This window comes from Sphingobium fuliginis (assembly GCF_015074805.1).
In the GTDB taxonomy this organism is placed as follows: domain Bacteria; phylum Pseudomonadota; class Alphaproteobacteria; order Sphingomonadales; family Sphingomonadaceae; genus Sphingobium; species Sphingobium fuliginis.
In genome coordinates, this window is sequence record NZ_CP060035.1 from 2,921,199 (window position 1) to 2,935,817 (window position 14,619).

The following is a 14,619-nucleotide window of genomic DNA, read 5'->3' on the forward strand; positions in this document are numbered from 1 at the left end:
CTAGATGTCGGCCTATAGCGGCGGGTTTCATGCATGGCAACGGTCCGCAGCGGAGAAAAATCACCCGAATTCCGAAAAGCGGATTCGGACTGGCGCGGAATCGACTCGGGTCGCCGTTCGTTCATTGTCGTTTCAGCTTGTTCCCCGATAATCTGAAATATGGTTGAAAAGCGGGTTCTTTGGGGAGTAGCGGGCATGGTCGGGATTTTGCGGCGGTTTTCGGGCCGCGCTGCACGGGCGGGCGCTTTGGCGGCCGCGCTGGGCGGCATCACGCTGGCGCCGGTCGCACAGGCGCAGGTGCGCACCGTCGACCCCAATAGCGCCATCGATTCCGATCTGGCCCCCGTGCCGCAGCAGGGCGGCAGCACGCCCACCGATCCCGGTGTGGACCCCAATGCGCAGCCGGGGAGCAGCGCGCCCGCCGACAGCGGCGCACCCTATAATCCGCCGCCGGTCAATTCGGGCGCGACCGCAACTGGCGCGCCGGTGACGGCCAATTCTCCGCCGGCGGCGATCTCCCCCAGCGATTCCTACCAGGAAGACGATCTGATCGGCGCGGCCGAAGGGGTGTTCGGCAAGGGGGCGGAAGGGCTGGCCGGGATCATCGAGAAGATCCTGAAGGACCAGGGCCGCCCCAATGCCTATATCGCCGGGCGCGAAGCGTCGGGCGCGTTCGTCGTCGGCCTGCGCTATGGGTCCGGCACCCTCAATCACAAGGTAGAGGGCAAGCGGGAGGTATATTGGACCGGCCCGTCCATCGGCTTCGACGTGGGCGGCAACGCGGCGAACACCTTCGTGCTCGTCTATAATCTCTATGACACGCAGGACCTTTACCATCGCTTCCCGGCGGCGGAGGGCACCGCCTATCTGGTGGGCGGCTTCACCGCCAGTTACCTGCGTTGGGGGAGCGTGGTGCTGATCCCGATCCGGTTGGGCGTGGGCTATCGCCTGGGGGTCAATGCCGGTTACATGAAGTTCACCGAGAAGCGGAACTGGCTGCCCTTCTGACGGCCCTGGTGACAAGTGCTGGTTTTACGAAGCCAGCCGCGACCTTCTCCCCTTTCTCCTCCATCACCGTCTTGGGGGGCGGTCCCATTCTCCATCTTCCAATAAGGAGAATTTGGGGATTCGCTCCTGCCGCCCTCTAAAGGGAGAGGTTGAGCTGCTCGCCGGCCTCTTCCGGCTCCTCATGATCCAGATTGTGCACGCCCAGCCCGAGCAGCCTGGCCCCCATGCGCAGCGGCAACTGGGCCCGCAGCAGCGCCCGGCCCGTCTGCGCCAACAGGTCGGGGGAGCGCACCGGTCCGCCGAAGCTTTTCGACCGGGTGATGATCCTGAAGTCCGCGAACTTGACCTTGAGCACCACCGTCCGGCCATAGGCGCCGCTCTTTTCGATGCGGCCCCAGAGATTTTCCGCGATCCGGTCCAGTTCCGTGATCAGCGCTTCCTCCGTCACCAGATCGTCGAAGAAAGTATCCTCGACGCTTACGGATTTGCGTTCCTGCCGCTCATGCACCGGGCGGTCGTCCTCGCCCCGCGATGCGCGATAGTAGAATAGCGCCGCGCTGCCGAAATGATGCTGGAGAAAGGCAAGGTCGCGGGCACGCAGATCGGCGCCCGTCTCAATGCCCAAGGCCTGCATCCGCTTCGCCGTGACAGGCCCCACGCCATGGATGCGCCGCACCGGCATCTTCGCGATGAAGGCCGCGCCGTCTTCCGGCCGTACGACGCAGATGCCGTCGGGCTTGTTCTGGTCCGACGCCAACTTGGCGATCAGCTTGTTGTACGACACCCCAGCCGACGCGGTGAGCCCGGTTTCCTCCCGGATCAGGCGGCGGATTTCCTCCGCTATGCGCGTGGCGGAGGCGATGCCCGGCTTGTTCGACGTGACGTCGAGATAGGCTTCGTCCAGCGACAGCGGCTGGATGATGTCGGTGAAGCGCGAGAATATCTCCCGCACCTGCGCCGACACGCTGCGATAGACCTCGAAACGGGGACGGACGAACAGCAGGTCGGGGCAGAGCCGCCGCGCCCGCGCGCCCGGCATGGCGGAGCGGACGCCATATTTCCGCGCTTCATAGCTGGCCGTGGCGACCACCCCGCGCGGACCTCCGCCGCCAACGGCCAGCGCCTTGCCCCGCAACGAGGGATCGTCACGCTGTTCGACCGACGCGTAAAAGGCATCCATGTCGATATGGATGATCTTGCGCGGCGGGGTCTCCATGGCCCGCGCTTATGCCACAGGGCGGAACGGAAGGAAAAGGGGAGGGCGCGCTTCAGCGCCGCAACAGGCGCAGATTGTCGAGCAGCCATTCCAGATGCGCGCGGCTGATCCGGCTCCACACATTATAGGTGCAGCGCTGGCCGCCGACGCGCAAATAAGCGAGGGAATGCAGGCCTTTGCCGCCCGGATTGGCGGCAGGATAGCGCTGCGCGCCCTCCTGCCCATAGCCGGCAAAGGATGGGGCGGGCAGGCGCGCCAGTTCGCGCATATAGGGCCATTGTTCGGTCAGCCTGCGCCGCTGTATCCGCGCATCGGCCCGGTCGTCCGGCAGCAGGCCGGTTCCGGCAAAGCCATAGGCGCTGCGCAGCCCGGGAAGGTCGAAGGCAACGCCCCAGCCGCCGCCGAAGCTGGCGGCGCGCGGCGTCCCCTCCGGATCGCCGGGCGCGGCGAGCGCGAGCGGCGCGCAGGACTGGCGGTTCTCCGCCTTGGCCCATTCGGCGCGGGCTCGCCTCTCCCCGATCAGCGTCGTGGTTTCGGCCGAAAAAGCCGGCATGGCGCCGGACAGCAGGGCGGCCGCCAGCGCTGCCAGCGCCAGCCTCATTTCCTGTCCTTGAGCGACAGCAGCGCGGCGAAGGGGCTGGCCTGCTCCTCGCTGAGCACGCCCGCTTCACGCAGGACTCCGTCGGCTTCCGGAGAGCGCGGATAGGGCGTCATCGCGAGCGCCACCGTCTCGGCCACCGCCTCGCCCATGTCGATGGTGAGGCCGTCGAAACCGATGGTGTCGCAATCCTCGGCGTCCAGCTCCAGTTCGTCGCCTTCGGGCGTCTCTTCCCCCTCCCTGACGAAGCGGAGCAGGAAATCGGTGTCCACCTTTTCGGGCACCGCGACCCCTGTCGCGACACAGGGCTGGGCTAGGTCGGCGCGCACCCGCCCCCTGGCATAGATCGCGCCATTGTCCTCGTTCAGCGCATAATCCGCCTCCAGCCCATCGAGCGAGAGCAGGTTGAAGCGCTTCGCCAGTGCCTCCCGTTCCGCGGCGTCGGCGGTGATGGTCACTGGCTGGGCATGACGGGCAAGCTGGTCGATGCGGACGGGACGGGAAAATTCGGGGGCAGCGCTCATCCAAGGTCTCCCGCCATCAGCGCGTCGCGGCTGAGGCAGCCCAGCCTCACCCAGCGCGCGCGCAGATGCGATTCGACATGCGCCAGCGCGTCTGCCGACGGCGCATCGCCGCGATAGAGGTTGCGCGCAATCGCTTCGCTCAGGTCGGCCTCGCCCGACAGCGCCGCGCGATAGGCCGTCAGACGCCCGCCCAGCGCGCTTACCATGCGGCCGATATGCTTGCCGACGACGACGTCGCCAATCCCCTCCTGCCGCAGCTGGCCATCCATGTCGTCCACGAACAGTTCGGTCAGCCAGACGCTCTCCTGCGCAGCGCCCAGCGCCTCCAGCCGCATCAGCGCCTGGGCGAGGATGGCGACGATCATGTCGAAGCGGCCGTCCATCGTGTCGGGAACCTGCCCCTCGACATACCAATGGGGCTGGCGTCCCTCCGCGACGATGGCGTTGTAGAGGGTGCGCATCGCGTCCTTGGGATCGCTCGGCGCGAACAGACGCTGGAAGATGCTGGGCATGAGTTTGACTGTTTCCTGGCTGGACCGATCGGCGGCCCCTTGCCGAGGCTCGCGCATTTCCATATTGATCGCCCGGCCGCCCGATGCAATGGCGGCTTTGTTTTTCGGCAAGGTCCGGGGCAAGCCCCCGCAGGAGAAGTTCATGCGCCAGTTCAGCCGCCAATCCCGCAGCGGGCGGATTTTGCTTGGCGCAGGCCTTTGCGCGCTGCTGCTGGGCGCGTCGGGCTGTTCGCGCATCCGCACCCATCAGGGCTATCAGGTCGACAAGCTGCTGGTGGATTCGGTCCAGCCCGGCATCGACAACCGCGCATCGGTGGAAGGGACGCTGGGCCGGCCGAGCTTCGTCGCGCAGTTCGGCGACCAGGACTGGTATTATGTGTCGCGCGACATGCGCTCGCTCGCCTTTTCCAATCCCAAGCCGGTGTCGCAGACCGTGCTGCATGTGCGTTTCGACGCGGCGGGCAATGTCGTGGCGGTGGATCGCATGGGACTGGAGCAGGTCGCGAAAATCTCGCCTTCCGGCGACAAGACGCCGACATTGGGCCGCCATCGCAGCCTGTTCGACGAGATTTTCGGCAATATCGGCGCGGTGGGCGCCGGCGGCATGGGCGGTGCAGGCGGCGGCAGCAACACCGGCGGCGGTCCGAACGGAAGCTAGAGCATCGTGTGCAAAAGTGGGAACCGGTTTTGCGCTTAAAAGGATGCGACAACAAAAGCTTAGAGCGCGCGGCCTGCATACGATTTAGCGCAGCGCGCTCTGGAAGCGACCGGTTCCGGCCGGGCTTGGCTGAGCCCGAACGGTCCTCTTGGGTCGGCAACTGGCCGTCGCGGGCGGCATTCTCCAACCCTACACCTTCCTGAGCAGACCATCGGCCAAGCGCATCGGCCGGTAGCCCAATGCCCGCAACCGATCGATGTCAAGGGCGGGAAACCCCCAATCCTGCTCTCTTCCCTCAACCTCATGAACGACCGGCGCACCGGTTTGTCCGGACAGCAGTTGCGCCAGTTCCGCCATGGTCGTCCGGACCCCGCTGCCGACATTGAAAGGCCCTGCCTCCTCATTGCCGAGCAGCAGCAACATGGCCCGCACCACATCGTCGACATGGACAAGGTCGGCTCCGAACCCGCCGCCGCCATGCACGCGGATCGGCCCACCGCTGACGGCTGCCCCGGCCATCGCGGCCAGCGCGCCGCTTCGCTGGCCCGGCCCATAGACCGATGCCAGCCGCAGCGTCTGGAGCAGCACATCCTCCCCCCGGCAGCGTTCCGCCGCATAGATTTCCTGCCCGACCTTCGAACCGAGATAATAGCCCCTGCTGCCGGGAAAGAGGGGCGCATGTTCGTCCGGAGGCTGGGGAGCCGGCGCATAGGCATTGGCGCTGCTCGCCTGCATGATCCGCCGCACACCTGCCCGGATCGCCCCGTCGGCCAGTTTCAGCGTGCCGAGCGCGTTGATCCGCCAGCAACGCTCCGCTTCCGCCGGGTCGCCATGATCGGACGGGATATGTGCGGCAAGATGGACCAGCGCCGTGCAGCCGGAGAAATCCACCCCCTCGACCGCCATCAGGTCGAGAAACGCCCATTCGTCCGCCGGATCGGCTTCCGGCGGCGGACGGCGGCCGAGATGACGGACGCGCCAGCCGGCGCGGCGCGCGGCGGGCAGGAAAGCACGGCCGACAAAGCCCGAGCCGCCGGTCAGCGCCAGCAGGGGGGCACGGTCGCTCATCGCACCCTGTCGATGCGCTCCTGCGGCACGAACATCTCGTCCCAATAGCGCAGGATCACCCCCGGCCGCACCGGCGGCTGCACGATGGGGGTGGCGTGGAGCAGTTTCCGCACGCACATCTCCACCTCGTTGAAGCCCGCCATGGCGCGCAGCGGAGTCGTGCCGGAAAATCGGGCGTTGATCTCGAACACGCGGGGCGTGCCGTCGGCATCGGTGCGGAACTGGAAATTGGCGGGGCCATGGGGTTGCAGCGCCCGCCCCAGCGTCCGCACCTGCGCGTTCAGTTCCGGATAATCGGCAATATAGGCGCGATAGGTGTTTCCGTCGCGCAGGTCGCGACGCATCACGATGGATGCCTGCACCTCGCCGTCGAAGACGAGCGTGCTGGCGGTATATTCGCAATCGGCGCTGCCCACGCATTGCTGCACGACGAGTCCGCCGCGTCCCTCCAGCGCCGACGCCAGTGCGGTGCGGTCATGCACAACCGACACGCCGACCGAGCGCGCACCGATCCGGGGCTTCACCACCAGCGGAAAGCCGGCCTTGTCGATCAGCGCCTCCACCGCTTCCTCATCCTCCGCCGCGGCGGACGCGGGGTGGGGCAGGCCGACGCTTTCGAAGAAGCGCGCCGTTTCCAGCTTGTCGTCCGCTATGGCGACGACGCGGGGATCGCTGACCAGCACATGCGTGCCGAACAGCGCCTCCAGCCGGCGCCGCTCCGCCGCGAACCAGGACAGTTCCACATCGGTGCCGACCAGCACCACGTCCGGCCGCTCCCGGTCCAGCAACTGGTGGATGCGGTCGCCAAAGGCCGGATCGTCGGCAAAGGGCAGGCGATAGGCGGCGTCGGCCCAGTAGAGGCCAGCGGAAAGCGGATTGGGATCGGCCGCGATCACATGGCAGCCCAGCGCCGATTGCCGCAGCGACTTGATGATGCCCTGTCCCAGCACCGCGCCGGCTCCGGTGACGAGGACCTTCATGCGAAGAACCGGCAGAGCCGCTCCTGCGTGGCGGGGGACAGGGTGGTGGCGCGGATGGCGTGCACCTGGTCCTCCGGATCGAAATCGATGTCGCGGCTTTCGACGGTCACAAAATCTCCCCTGACTTCGATCATCGCCCATTTGGGCGTCCGGTCCCCATCGTCGCGCGGTTGGCCCAGCGAGGCGAGGGTGAAGATGGTGGCGGCGGCGCAATCATAGCGGCGATGCCGGTGAACATGGCCGAACAGGCCATAAAGGAACCCTCGCGCCGCGAGCGCGGCGGCGGCTTCCTCCGCCTCCTGCGTCGAGCGGATATAGCGCCAGTCCCCATAGTCGAAGGGATTGGCATGGGCGGCGAACAGCGGCCCCAGCGACCAGCTTTCCCTCCAGTCGAAGGCCGCCATGCCGCCCGGCGGGATATGGGCGGCGGTCCAGTCGACGCTTTCGCGCAGCCAGTCGGGCAGGGCAGCGCGATAGCTCTCCGCAGCGGGCGATCCCCTGTACAGCATGTCGTGATTGCCGCTGATCAGGATCGCCCCGTCCCGCGCCGCCGCGCCCTGCACCAGTTCCAGCGTCTCCAGCGGCTGCACGCCATAGGTCAGCAGGTCGCCCAGGATCAGCATCCGGTCGAACCCCTCCCGCCGCGCGGCGGTAAGGGCCAGTTGCAGCGGGTCGCTGGCCGCATGGATGTCGGTCAGCGCGGCTATTCGCATGGCGACACCGGCCGGGCCAAAGGGGGCGGGGCGAAGCGGAGGCGGCGGGCTTCGATCAGTTCCCGGTACAGGTCGAGATGCGCCCCTGCGCAGTTTTCGATGGAGAAGCGCCGGGCGACCCGCAGAGCGCCCTGCGACAGCGCGGCGTAGCGGGCGTCGTCGCCCAGCACATCCGCCATGGCCAGCGCCAGCGCGGCGGGATCGGAGGGCGGGACGAGCTGACCGTTGACGCCGGGCGAGACCATTTCCCGGTTGCCCGCCACCGCGGTCGCGACGATGGGCAGGCCACTCATCGCCGCCTCTATCATCGCGATGGGAAAGCCTTCCCACAGCGAGCAGTTCACGAACAGGTCCGCCTGCCGCATCAGCGCGTCGACGTCGCTTCGGGCGCCGAGCAGTTCCACCGGTTCTCCAGCCACCTGCACCGCAAGCCGGCCGAACTCCGGCCCCGCCCCGGCGATGCGGATGCGGGCGGAACGGCCCCGTGCCGCCAGCGCATCCACCAGCGGCCGGGCGGCGCGGAGCAGGGTGGGATAATCCTTCTGCGCCGACACCGTGCCTACGGCGAGGATCATCGGATCGCGACCGGCGGCGGCGCGTGGCTGCCCGGTCCGGAAGCGGGCGCCGGCGGCGTTCAGGATCATGCGGATCGGCTTGCGGGCATGGCCGCGCAGCAGCGCCTCGCACTGGTCGCTGATCGCGACATAGCCGTCGACGATGCAGTTGAAGAGGGCGAAGGCCGACGGAGGAAAGGAGAGGCGGCTGTTATGATGGGTCAGCACCACCGGCACGCCGGGCATGGCCAGGGCGAGGGGGAGGAGCGCGCGGGCGCTATGGGCGTGGATCACATCGGGCCGGATCGTCCGCAAGGCGCGGCGCAGCGCCAGCGCCCCGCCGGGCAGATTGTTGCGATTGGCGAGTCCCAGGGAAAGGGCGGTGGCGCCGCCAGCCCGCACCCGCGCCATCATCGCCGCCTCGGTATCCGGCGCATTGCCGACCTGCGCGGCGTCGCTCAGCGAAAGGACCGCTGGCTGATGCCCGGCCCCCGCAAAGGCCTCCGCCAGATTGCAGACCAGCATCTCTGCCCCGCCGGACGTAAAGCTGGTGATGATCGAACAGATGCGCATATCAGCGCGCCAGGTCCACGCCGGTGGCCGCCAGCAGCGCCAGGGCGCGGGGCGACAGGTCGGCGCGGCAGCGTTCCAGCACCAGATCCGCCTGGTCGGGCCTCAGCCACTCGCCGAAGGCGCCCGCCTTGCCGCTGCGCATGCGCAGGCTCTGGTCGTCCTTGCGGTCATAATCATGGCCCGGAATGCCGCTTTCCCGCTCCTTGTCGCGCATCCGGTCGAACTGCGCGGCGGCCACGGCGCGGGCGAGCATGTCGGGCTGCGGCTCGACACCCAGAAAGGCGAGGATGGCTGCGGCGGTCGGCATCGGTTCGGCCAGCATATGCTCATAGCTGATCAGGTGATGCGGTCGCCCCGCCAGCGCCGCCGCCCAGCCGTTCAGATAGCCGGTGAGCGCCGCCATCCCATATTTGGGCTCATCGAGGAAAGCCGCCATGTCGCCGGAAAAGCTATGCTTGTGCCGGGTCGCGTGGAAATAGGCGGACACGATCACGTCGCGCGGATCGCGGACCAGGAACAGGACCGGTCGGTCGAGGAACAGCCGCTCGCGATAGGGCAGGTGGCTGACCAGGATCAGCGGCAGCTCGGCCTCTCCCGCCCGCCCGATGAAGGCGTCGATGCCGCGCACCGGATCGCGGTCGAAATTGGGCAGGATGCGGAAGGTGCTGGTCAGATCGGGCTCGAAGCCCAGCTTCGCGCTTTCCGCGAAATAGCAGGAGAGCAGGTAGCGCAGCCATGTCCGCCCGCTCTTGGGGTAGGACACGAGAAAGGCGTCGGCCCGCGCCGCCGCCAGCCGCAATGGCGGTTCGTCCCGCAGCCGCCGACGCATCGCCCGCGCAAAGCCCTTCAGCGACATCATGTTCATGATCCTGCCCTCACGCGATGATGGTCGAGAATGCTGGTGATGACCGACTGCCAGCGGGCAAGCACCCGATCATGGCCGAAATCGGCCATCCGCTCCCGCGCCGCCTGTCCCAGCGCCGCGCGCCGCGCCGGGTCGGCGCACAATGCCACGATGGCGTCGCCCAGCGCCGCGCCGTCGCCATTGGGCACCAGCAGGCCGCTTCGGCCATGCCCGATCATTTCGGCCGGACCCCATTGGCAATCGAAGGAGACGACCGGCAGGCCCGCGCCCATGGCCTCGCCCACGACAATGCCCCAGCCTTCGAAGCGGGAGGAGAGGACGAACAGGTCGGTCTGGGGAATCCAGTCGCCCGGCCTTTCCGTCACGCCGGGCAGGCTGACCCGACCGGCCAGGCCCAGCCGGTCGCGCTGCCGCTCCAGCGCCGCGCGCTCCGGCCCCTCGCCCCAGATCACCAGCTTCCAGTCGGGAATGCGTTGCGCCACATGGGCAAAGGCGTCCAGCAGCAGGTCGAAGCCCTTTTGCGGCACCAGCCGCCCCACGGCTCCGATAGTGCGGCCGTCCGACCGGCGATCCGGCGCGGCGCCGGCAGGCGGCACCGGATTGGGGATCACCCATCCCTTCACGTCCATGGCGCCCCTGAACCAGTCCATCGCCCCTTGCGTCATGGTGATGAGGCCCACGGCATGGGGATAGGTCATCTGCCGCAGCCGGCTCCAGACCGGCCCTACGGTCTGGAGCGCGGGATTGTTGCGTTCCGACACGATCACGGGGATATGCAGCGACCGCGCGGCCAGGACGGAAAGGATGTTGGTGCGCGTCAGGAAGCTCACGACCAGTTCCGGCCGCACCGCCTTCAACGCCCGCCTCAGCAGCCTCTGCCGCCGCAGCATCGCCAATGCACCGGTCGCGGCGGCGCGCCGGCGGGACTTCATGCCCAGCCTGACGATCCGCACCTCCGGATGATAGGCGTAATAGGAGGGGGCGGACGGCTCCTCGAACACGATCAGGGTGATGCTCCAGCCCTGCGCCGCGAAATGGTTGCACAGCAGGCTGACGATATGTTCCGACCCGCCGGCGCCCAGCCCCGGAAGGACGAAGGCGAGCATGGGTGGCCTGGATGCTCTTACCAGCATGGCGGCGGGGTCCTGTATAATCACGCTGTTATGCGGGGCCAGTGTCTTTGGCGGGCGATCCCGAGTCCATTGCGCGAAGGGGTTAGGGGGTGGCGCTTTGGATCAGTCCTGTCCCACCCCGGCACGGCTGTGCGTCAATAATGGATGCGCAGTTCAAGCCCGGCGCGGGTGCGGTCGAATTCGTCCAGCGCGACGCTGCTGTCGCGTTTGGAAAAGCGCGCTGTCGCCGCGAGGGCGACCCGGCGGTTGACGGCATATTCCAGTTCGCCGGTGACGCCATAGAGATTGTCGGTGTCGTCGACGCCGAAATATTTGCTGCGGCGGTAGAGAATCCCCAGCCGCCCCCTCAGATTGTGGCGGATTTCCTGGTTTATGCCGAGCCGGAAGCGCATGTCCTCACGCGATTGCACCCCGGTCCTGTAGGTGGCGACATTGCCGACGAAGCCGTCCAGCGTGATGGTGGTGCGCGGGCGAGGGGCATAGGTCAGCCCGATCTGCACCGACATGCGGGTTTGCGATTCGATCCGCCTGTCCTTCGCGTCGAGGCGATAGACGCCCACCGCGGCATCGCCGCGCAGCGTGCCGCCCGGATCGATGGCGATGCCGACCCGGCCGCCATAGGTCGACGCATCGCGGTTGAACTGGCCTGGCACGGGGGCCAGCCGGAAATCGCGATGCGCCGCGACGCCCTCCACGAAGAGGCTCGTCAGCGGCGACACGCGCAGCATCACCCGCGCAAGGCCGCCGACGGCATCCAGGTCGCGCTCCTCGTCTATGGCGCGGGTGTAGCGCATCCGCGCGCCGGTCGCCTTGAACAGAAATCCGATACGCGAACCCTGATGCAGATAGGACAGGTCGCCCTCCACCAGATTGAGTTCGCGCGGGCCGATGCCGGGCAGGGTGTTGCCCTCCGGCTCGCCTCGATCCTCTATGATATGCTGCCAACCGGCGGCGACGTTCAGCCGGTCGGCGGCCGACGGGTTCCAGTTCAGCCCGGCCGACAGGCGCCCGCCCACCGCATCTTCCTTGTCATACTGGAAATATTTGCGGAAATCCCCCTCGGCCCGCGCGGTCAGCTCCAGTGCGCCGCCCTTGCGCAGCAGGTCGACATAGGGGCGGACCTGAAGGCGGAAATCGTCCTTCTCGCCAAAGGCCTGGGCATAGATATTGCTGTCATATTCCAGCCGGGCGCTGCCGCCGATCCTGACGGTCGCGCTGCCCAGCGCCAGCGGCGTCGGTTCGAACAGCGCGGCGGGTTCGCCCTGCAACGGGTCGGAAGCGTCCATGTCCTGCGCCTGGGCGTCAGGCAGGGCAGCCATCAGCAAGAGGGCGGCCGCGCCCCCCGAGGCCGGACCAAATGCCGGGCGGCGCATCAAAACCACTTCTCATAGATGCGCAGCGTGTCGCCCGGCTGGATCATGTCCCGCTCGCCCGCGCGACCGACCACCTGCCGCCCGTCGACCATGCGGGTGATGGCGACGCTGCCCTGTTCGGCGCGAAAGGTGTATCCGCCCGCAACCGATACCGCCGCCAGCACCGACATGCCCGCGCGATATTGATATTCGCCGGGACTCTTCACCTCGCCCAGCACATAGAAGGGGCGCAGCTTCACCGGCTGCACGCTGACGGTGGGCGCATTGAGCAACTGGCGCTGGGTCAATTGCTGGGCAATGCTGGCCTGCAATTCCGGCACCGTCTTGCCGCCCGCGTCGACATCGCCCAGCACCGGCAGGGAAATCTGTCCCCGATCGTTGATCGTGTAGCTGCTGTCGCCGGAGTCGGTCCCGCTGAGGCCCGGAATCGCCACCCGCACCTCGTCCCCCGCGCCCAGGCGATAGGCCACGGTCGGCGCGGGCGGAAGGCTGGCCAGGCCCGACAGCCCGCTCGAACAAGCCGTCGTCAGGGCGAAAAGGCCAAGGAAAAGGCCATGATGAAGCCGGTTGCGCATCTGTGTCCCCTCTGGATGGATAGGGCGGAAGTTTAAGCCCTTTGGCTGATTCAGGGGCGGGCAATAACGGCTGGCGGACGGGCAAAAAGGGGCGAGAGCCGGAGCGCTTTGGGGGTGATACGAAGGAGGCGTGCCTGCCATATCGTGCTCCTGAAGGCAGGAGCGGGTACCGTCAGGCAGCCAGTTTCCTATCCTGCCTCCAATGGCTGAGGTCCCGTCCGATCAGCTCCTCCAGATCGGCGATGTCCCGCGCATAATAATCGACCATCCGCTGGCGGAGCGTCGCCGGCAGGGGCGGATAGGCGATCTGCCGCGCGAACATGCCGCGCACCTTTTCGAACATCGCATTGCCGCGCAGGGGCCGCACCGCTTCCTTCAATGGCGCCAATGCGGTGCGCACGGGCAGGGGCAGGAATCTTTCGCTGCTGTCGTTGCGCGGGTCGGCACCCACCTGCGTCGAATAATGGCAGGGGGCGCCGATATGGTCGCTGACGATGGCGACGCTCGCTTCGGGCGCGGCCTTCACGTCCTCGAACAGCAGCACCTTGATCTGCTCGGCATCGAAATGCGTGAGCCAGCGGCGCAGATGCCTGGCGTAAAGCCCGTCCTCCAGAAAGCGCGGCTGGTCGCTTGGCCGCCCGTCCAGATAACATTCCGGCCCCTTCGTCACCGTGCCGCGCCGGAAAAGCATCTTGTAATCCGAATAGGCGCGGTCGACCGGATTGCGGAGCTGCACCACCAGCCGCGCCCTGGGCAGGACGGCGGCAAGACGGGCGGGCGCGTCCGGATGGGCGAGATAATCGGCGGACTTTTCCCCCAGCATCTGGTCGGGCCGAGCGCCATCGAAGAAACGGCGGTAATGGTCCAGGCCGCGCGCATGGTCCTGACTGAAGAAATGCGGCTCCGGCGCGGGCAGGTAGATGGCCGGGTTGTCCTGAAGCTGGTTGTGGATCCAGGTCGTCGCGCCCTTGACGGCGCCGATGATGACGAAATGCGGCAGGCGGTCGTTGGTCATCCTCTTTCCCCTCTTCGTCCGGATGGCAGTTCCGCCATGGCGATCTCCAGGCAGTTGGCGAGGCGATGCATGTCGCCTTCGTCCAGCAGATGGTCGACCGGAAAGGCGATGCTGCGGCGGCCAAGATCCTGCGCCACCGGCAGGGCGCCGTCGCGGCGCACCTGCCGGTCCGCAAAGGCGGCTTCGCCCGTCATGTCGGCGCAGGAACCGCTGCCCACGGGCATGCCCATCTGCACCATACGGCCTATGATCGGCGTGGTTCCCGTCTCCCCCAGCCGGTCGGCGGCGATGGTCACATAGAGCCGGTAGAAGGCGTGACCGACCTCGGCCGGAATTGCGGGTACCTCCACCGCCCGATTGGCGCGCAGCAGCCGCATCAGGGTCGCGGCGTTGCGACGGCGGGCGGCCAGCCAACCGGGCAGTTTGGCAAGCTGCGCCCGCCCGATGGCGGCCTGCATCTCCGTCATCCGCCAGTTGCTGCCGAAGCTGTCGTGCAGGTAGCGAAAGCCGTTCGTCGTTGCCGGCGCGAAGAATTTGTCCGGATTCTTGCCATGGTCCTTATAGGCCCAGGCCCGTTTCCAGTGCCTTTCCTGCCGCAGCAGGAGCATGCCGCCTTCCCCGCCGGTGGACATGATCTTGTCGGTGCAGAAGGAAAAAGCGGCGGCATCCCCAAAGCTGCCCACGGCCCGGTCGTGAAGGGTCGCGCCATGCGCCTGCGCGCAATCCTCGACCAGCCACAGGCCGCGTTCATCGGCCAGCGCGCGCAGCGCCGTCATGTCGCAGGGCCAGCCCGCCAGATGCACGCATATTATCGCCCGGCTGCGCGGCGACAGCATGCGGCGGGCGGATTCCGGGTCGATATTGTTGCTGACCGGATCGATGTCGGCAAAGACCGGCGTTGCGCCGACCGCGACGATGCAGGCCGCGCTGGCGAAGAAGCTGCGCGAGGGCAGGATCACCTCGTCTCCAGCGCCGACGCCCAAGGCCCGCAGCGCCAGTTCCAGCGCGACCGTGCCGTTGCTGACCGCGATGCCGTGGGGCATGCCGCAAAATGCCGCGAACTCGGCCTCGAAGGCGCGGTTTTGCTCGCCATGGACCATGGCATTGACTCGCCCGGTCTCCAGAACCCGCGTCACCGCCGCGATCTCGTCGGGCTCATGTTGCGGCCAACGCAGCGCGGCATGATCGAGCGGACTGAGGCGGAGCGGAAGCTGGGGCGGAATCTGGGCTTGGGCAGGCGCGGCTTGCATCATT

At 67.4% G+C, this 14,619-nt stretch carries 16 protein-coding genes; 2 read left to right on the forward strand and 14 right to left on the reverse strand.

The window, feature by feature from the left end:
• The first annotated feature begins 195 nt into the window (after positions 1-195).
• Positions 196-1,008, forward strand: a complete 813-nt coding sequence (locus H5V43_RS14175; RefSeq protein ID WP_025547897.1) for a DUF1134 domain-containing protein — start codon at positions 196-198, stop codon at positions 1,006-1,008.
• Positions 1,009-1,144: 136 nt separating this feature from the next.
• Here H5V43_RS14175 and dinB read toward each other — a convergent pair whose 3' ends face one another.
• From dinB to H5V43_RS14195, 4 genes are read right to left on the reverse strand one after another with little or no spacing between them, the layout of a single operon-like run.
• Positions 1,145-2,224 (reverse strand): DNA polymerase IV, encoded by a 1,080-nt coding sequence (dinB, locus tag H5V43_RS14180; RefSeq protein WP_025547895.1) that lies wholly within the window; start codon positions 2,222-2,224, stop codon positions 1,145-1,147.
• A 52-nt stretch (positions 2,225-2,276) separates the two neighbouring features.
• Positions 2,277-2,825 (reverse strand): hypothetical protein, encoded by a 549-nt coding sequence (locus tag H5V43_RS14185; protein ID WP_025547893.1) that lies wholly within the window; start codon positions 2,823-2,825, stop codon positions 2,277-2,279.
• A complete protein-coding gene (locus H5V43_RS14190; RefSeq protein ID WP_025547891.1) occupies positions 2,822-3,346 on the reverse strand; it encodes a YceD family protein in 525 nt (174 codons plus the stop codon). Before H5V43_RS14190 ends, H5V43_RS14185 begins: the two co-directional genes overlap by 4 nt.
• A complete protein-coding gene (locus tag H5V43_RS14195) occupies positions 3,343-3,858 on the reverse strand; it encodes a ubiquinol-cytochrome C chaperone family protein (protein ID WP_025547890.1) in 516 nt (171 codons plus the stop codon). Before H5V43_RS14195 ends, H5V43_RS14190 begins: the two co-directional genes overlap by 4 nt.
• Before the next feature lie 88 nt (positions 3,859-3,946).
• Between H5V43_RS14195 and H5V43_RS14200 the strand changes: the two genes are divergently transcribed.
• Positions 3,947-4,516 (forward strand): outer membrane protein assembly factor BamE, encoded by a 570-nt coding sequence (locus H5V43_RS14200; protein ID WP_037481813.1) that lies wholly within the window; start codon positions 3,947-3,949, stop codon positions 4,514-4,516.
• Between the two features lie 189 nt (positions 4,517-4,705).
• On the opposite strand, the gene H5V43_RS14205 is transcribed toward H5V43_RS14200, so the two are convergent.
• The 10 genes from H5V43_RS14205 to H5V43_RS14250 form a co-directional block, all read right to left on the reverse strand.
• Entirely contained in the window at positions 4,706-5,584 is an 879-nt protein-coding gene (locus H5V43_RS14205) for an NAD-dependent epimerase/dehydratase family protein (protein ID WP_052816760.1), read from the reverse strand.
• Positions 5,581-6,564, reverse strand: a complete 984-nt coding sequence (locus tag H5V43_RS14210; RefSeq protein WP_025550770.1) for an ATP-grasp domain-containing protein — start codon at positions 6,562-6,564, stop codon at positions 5,581-5,583. Before H5V43_RS14210 ends, H5V43_RS14205 begins: the two co-directional genes overlap by 4 nt.
• On the reverse strand, positions 6,561-7,277 hold the full coding sequence (locus tag H5V43_RS14215; protein WP_025550772.1) for a metallophosphoesterase family protein: 717 nt from the start codon (positions 7,275-7,277) through the stop codon (positions 6,561-6,563). The genes H5V43_RS14210 and H5V43_RS14215 overlap by 4 nt, the downstream gene beginning before the upstream one ends.
• On the reverse strand, positions 7,268-8,404 hold the full coding sequence (locus tag H5V43_RS14220; RefSeq protein WP_025550773.1) for a glycosyltransferase family 4 protein: 1,137 nt from the start codon (positions 8,402-8,404) through the stop codon (positions 7,268-7,270). Before H5V43_RS14220 ends, H5V43_RS14215 begins: the two co-directional genes overlap by 10 nt.
• 1 nt (position 8,405) lies before the next feature.
• Entirely contained in the window at positions 8,406-9,269 is an 864-nt protein-coding gene (locus tag H5V43_RS14225) for a sulfotransferase domain-containing protein (RefSeq protein ID WP_025550775.1), read from the reverse strand.
• On the reverse strand, positions 9,266-10,375 hold the full coding sequence (locus H5V43_RS14230; RefSeq protein ID WP_025550776.1) for a glycosyltransferase family 4 protein: 1,110 nt from the start codon (positions 10,373-10,375) through the stop codon (positions 9,266-9,268). The genes H5V43_RS14225 and H5V43_RS14230 overlap by 4 nt, the downstream gene beginning before the upstream one ends.
• A gap of 161 nt (positions 10,376-10,536) precedes the next feature.
• Complete coding sequence (locus H5V43_RS14235) at positions 10,537-11,775, reverse strand: outer membrane beta-barrel protein (protein WP_099185423.1); 1,239 nt, start codon at positions 11,773-11,775, stop codon at positions 10,537-10,539.
• Positions 11,775-12,350 carry a polysaccharide biosynthesis/export family protein gene (locus H5V43_RS14240; RefSeq protein ID WP_025550778.1) on the reverse strand — a complete coding sequence of 192 codons (576 nt, stop codon included), beginning with the start codon at positions 12,348-12,350 and terminating at the stop codon, positions 11,775-11,777. The genes H5V43_RS14235 and H5V43_RS14240 overlap by 1 nt, the downstream gene beginning before the upstream one ends.
• A gap of 172 nt (positions 12,351-12,522) precedes the next feature.
• Positions 12,523-13,365, reverse strand: coding sequence for a sulfotransferase family protein (locus H5V43_RS14245; protein WP_025550780.1), 843 nt, complete (start codon positions 13,363-13,365; stop codon positions 12,523-12,525).
• The gene (locus H5V43_RS14250; RefSeq protein WP_099185422.1) at positions 13,362-14,618 is read right to left on the reverse strand and encodes a DegT/DnrJ/EryC1/StrS family aminotransferase; all 1,257 of its coding nucleotides are present in this window, start codon (positions 14,616-14,618) and stop codon (positions 13,362-13,364) included. The genes H5V43_RS14245 and H5V43_RS14250 overlap by 4 nt, the downstream gene beginning before the upstream one ends.
• Position 14,619: the final 1 nt, after the last annotated feature.

Bases quoted from the DNA above. Each gene is read 5' to 3' on its own strand.
- H5V43_RS14175 (WP_025547897.1), top strand. From the start codon at position 196: ATGGTCGGGATTTTGCGGCGGTTTTCGGGCCGCGCTGCACGGGCGGGC.
- dinB (WP_025547895.1), bottom strand. From the start codon at position 2,224: ATGGAGACCCCGCCGCGCAAGATCATCCATATCGACATGGATGCCTTT.
- H5V43_RS14185 (WP_025547893.1), bottom strand. From the start codon at position 2,825: ATGAGGCTGGCGCTGGCAGCGCTGGCGGCCGCCCTGCTGTCCGGCGCC.
- H5V43_RS14190 (WP_025547891.1), bottom strand. From the start codon at position 3,346: ATGAGCGCTGCCCCCGAATTTTCCCGTCCCGTCCGCATCGACCAGCTT.
- H5V43_RS14195 (WP_025547890.1), bottom strand. From the start codon at position 3,858: ATGCCCAGCATCTTCCAGCGTCTGTTCGCGCCGAGCGATCCCAAGGAC.
- H5V43_RS14200 (WP_037481813.1), top strand. From the start codon at position 3,947: ATGGCGGCTTTGTTTTTCGGCAAGGTCCGGGGCAAGCCCCCGCAGGAG.
- H5V43_RS14205 (WP_052816760.1), bottom strand. From the start codon at position 5,584: ATGAGCGACCGTGCCCCCCTGCTGGCGCTGACCGGCGGCTCGGGCTTT.
- H5V43_RS14210 (WP_025550770.1), bottom strand. From the start codon at position 6,564: ATGAAGGTCCTCGTCACCGGAGCCGGCGCGGTGCTGGGACAGGGCATC.
- H5V43_RS14215 (WP_025550772.1), bottom strand. From the start codon at position 7,277: ATGCGAATAGCCGCGCTGACCGACATCCATGCGGCCAGCGACCCGCTG.
- H5V43_RS14220 (WP_025550773.1), bottom strand. From the start codon at position 8,404: ATGCGCATCTGTTCGATCATCACCAGCTTTACGTCCGGCGGGGCAGAG.
- H5V43_RS14225 (WP_025550775.1), bottom strand. From the start codon at position 9,269: ATGAACATGATGTCGCTGAAGGGCTTTGCGCGGGCGATGCGTCGGCGG.
- H5V43_RS14230 (WP_025550776.1), bottom strand. From the start codon at position 10,375: ATGCTCGCCTTCGTCCTTCCGGGGCTGGGCGCCGGCGGGTCGGAACAT.
- H5V43_RS14235 (WP_099185423.1), bottom strand. From the start codon at position 11,775: ATGCGCCGCCCGGCATTTGGTCCGGCCTCGGGGGGCGCGGCCGCCCTC.
- H5V43_RS14240 (WP_025550778.1), bottom strand. From the start codon at position 12,350: ATGCGCAACCGGCTTCATCATGGCCTTTTCCTTGGCCTTTTCGCCCTG.
- H5V43_RS14245 (WP_025550780.1), bottom strand. From the start codon at position 13,365: ATGACCAACGACCGCCTGCCGCATTTCGTCATCATCGGCGCCGTCAAG.
- H5V43_RS14250 (WP_099185422.1), bottom strand. From the start codon at position 14,618: ATGATGCAAGCCGCGCCTGCCCAAGCCCAGATTCCGCCCCAGCTTCCG.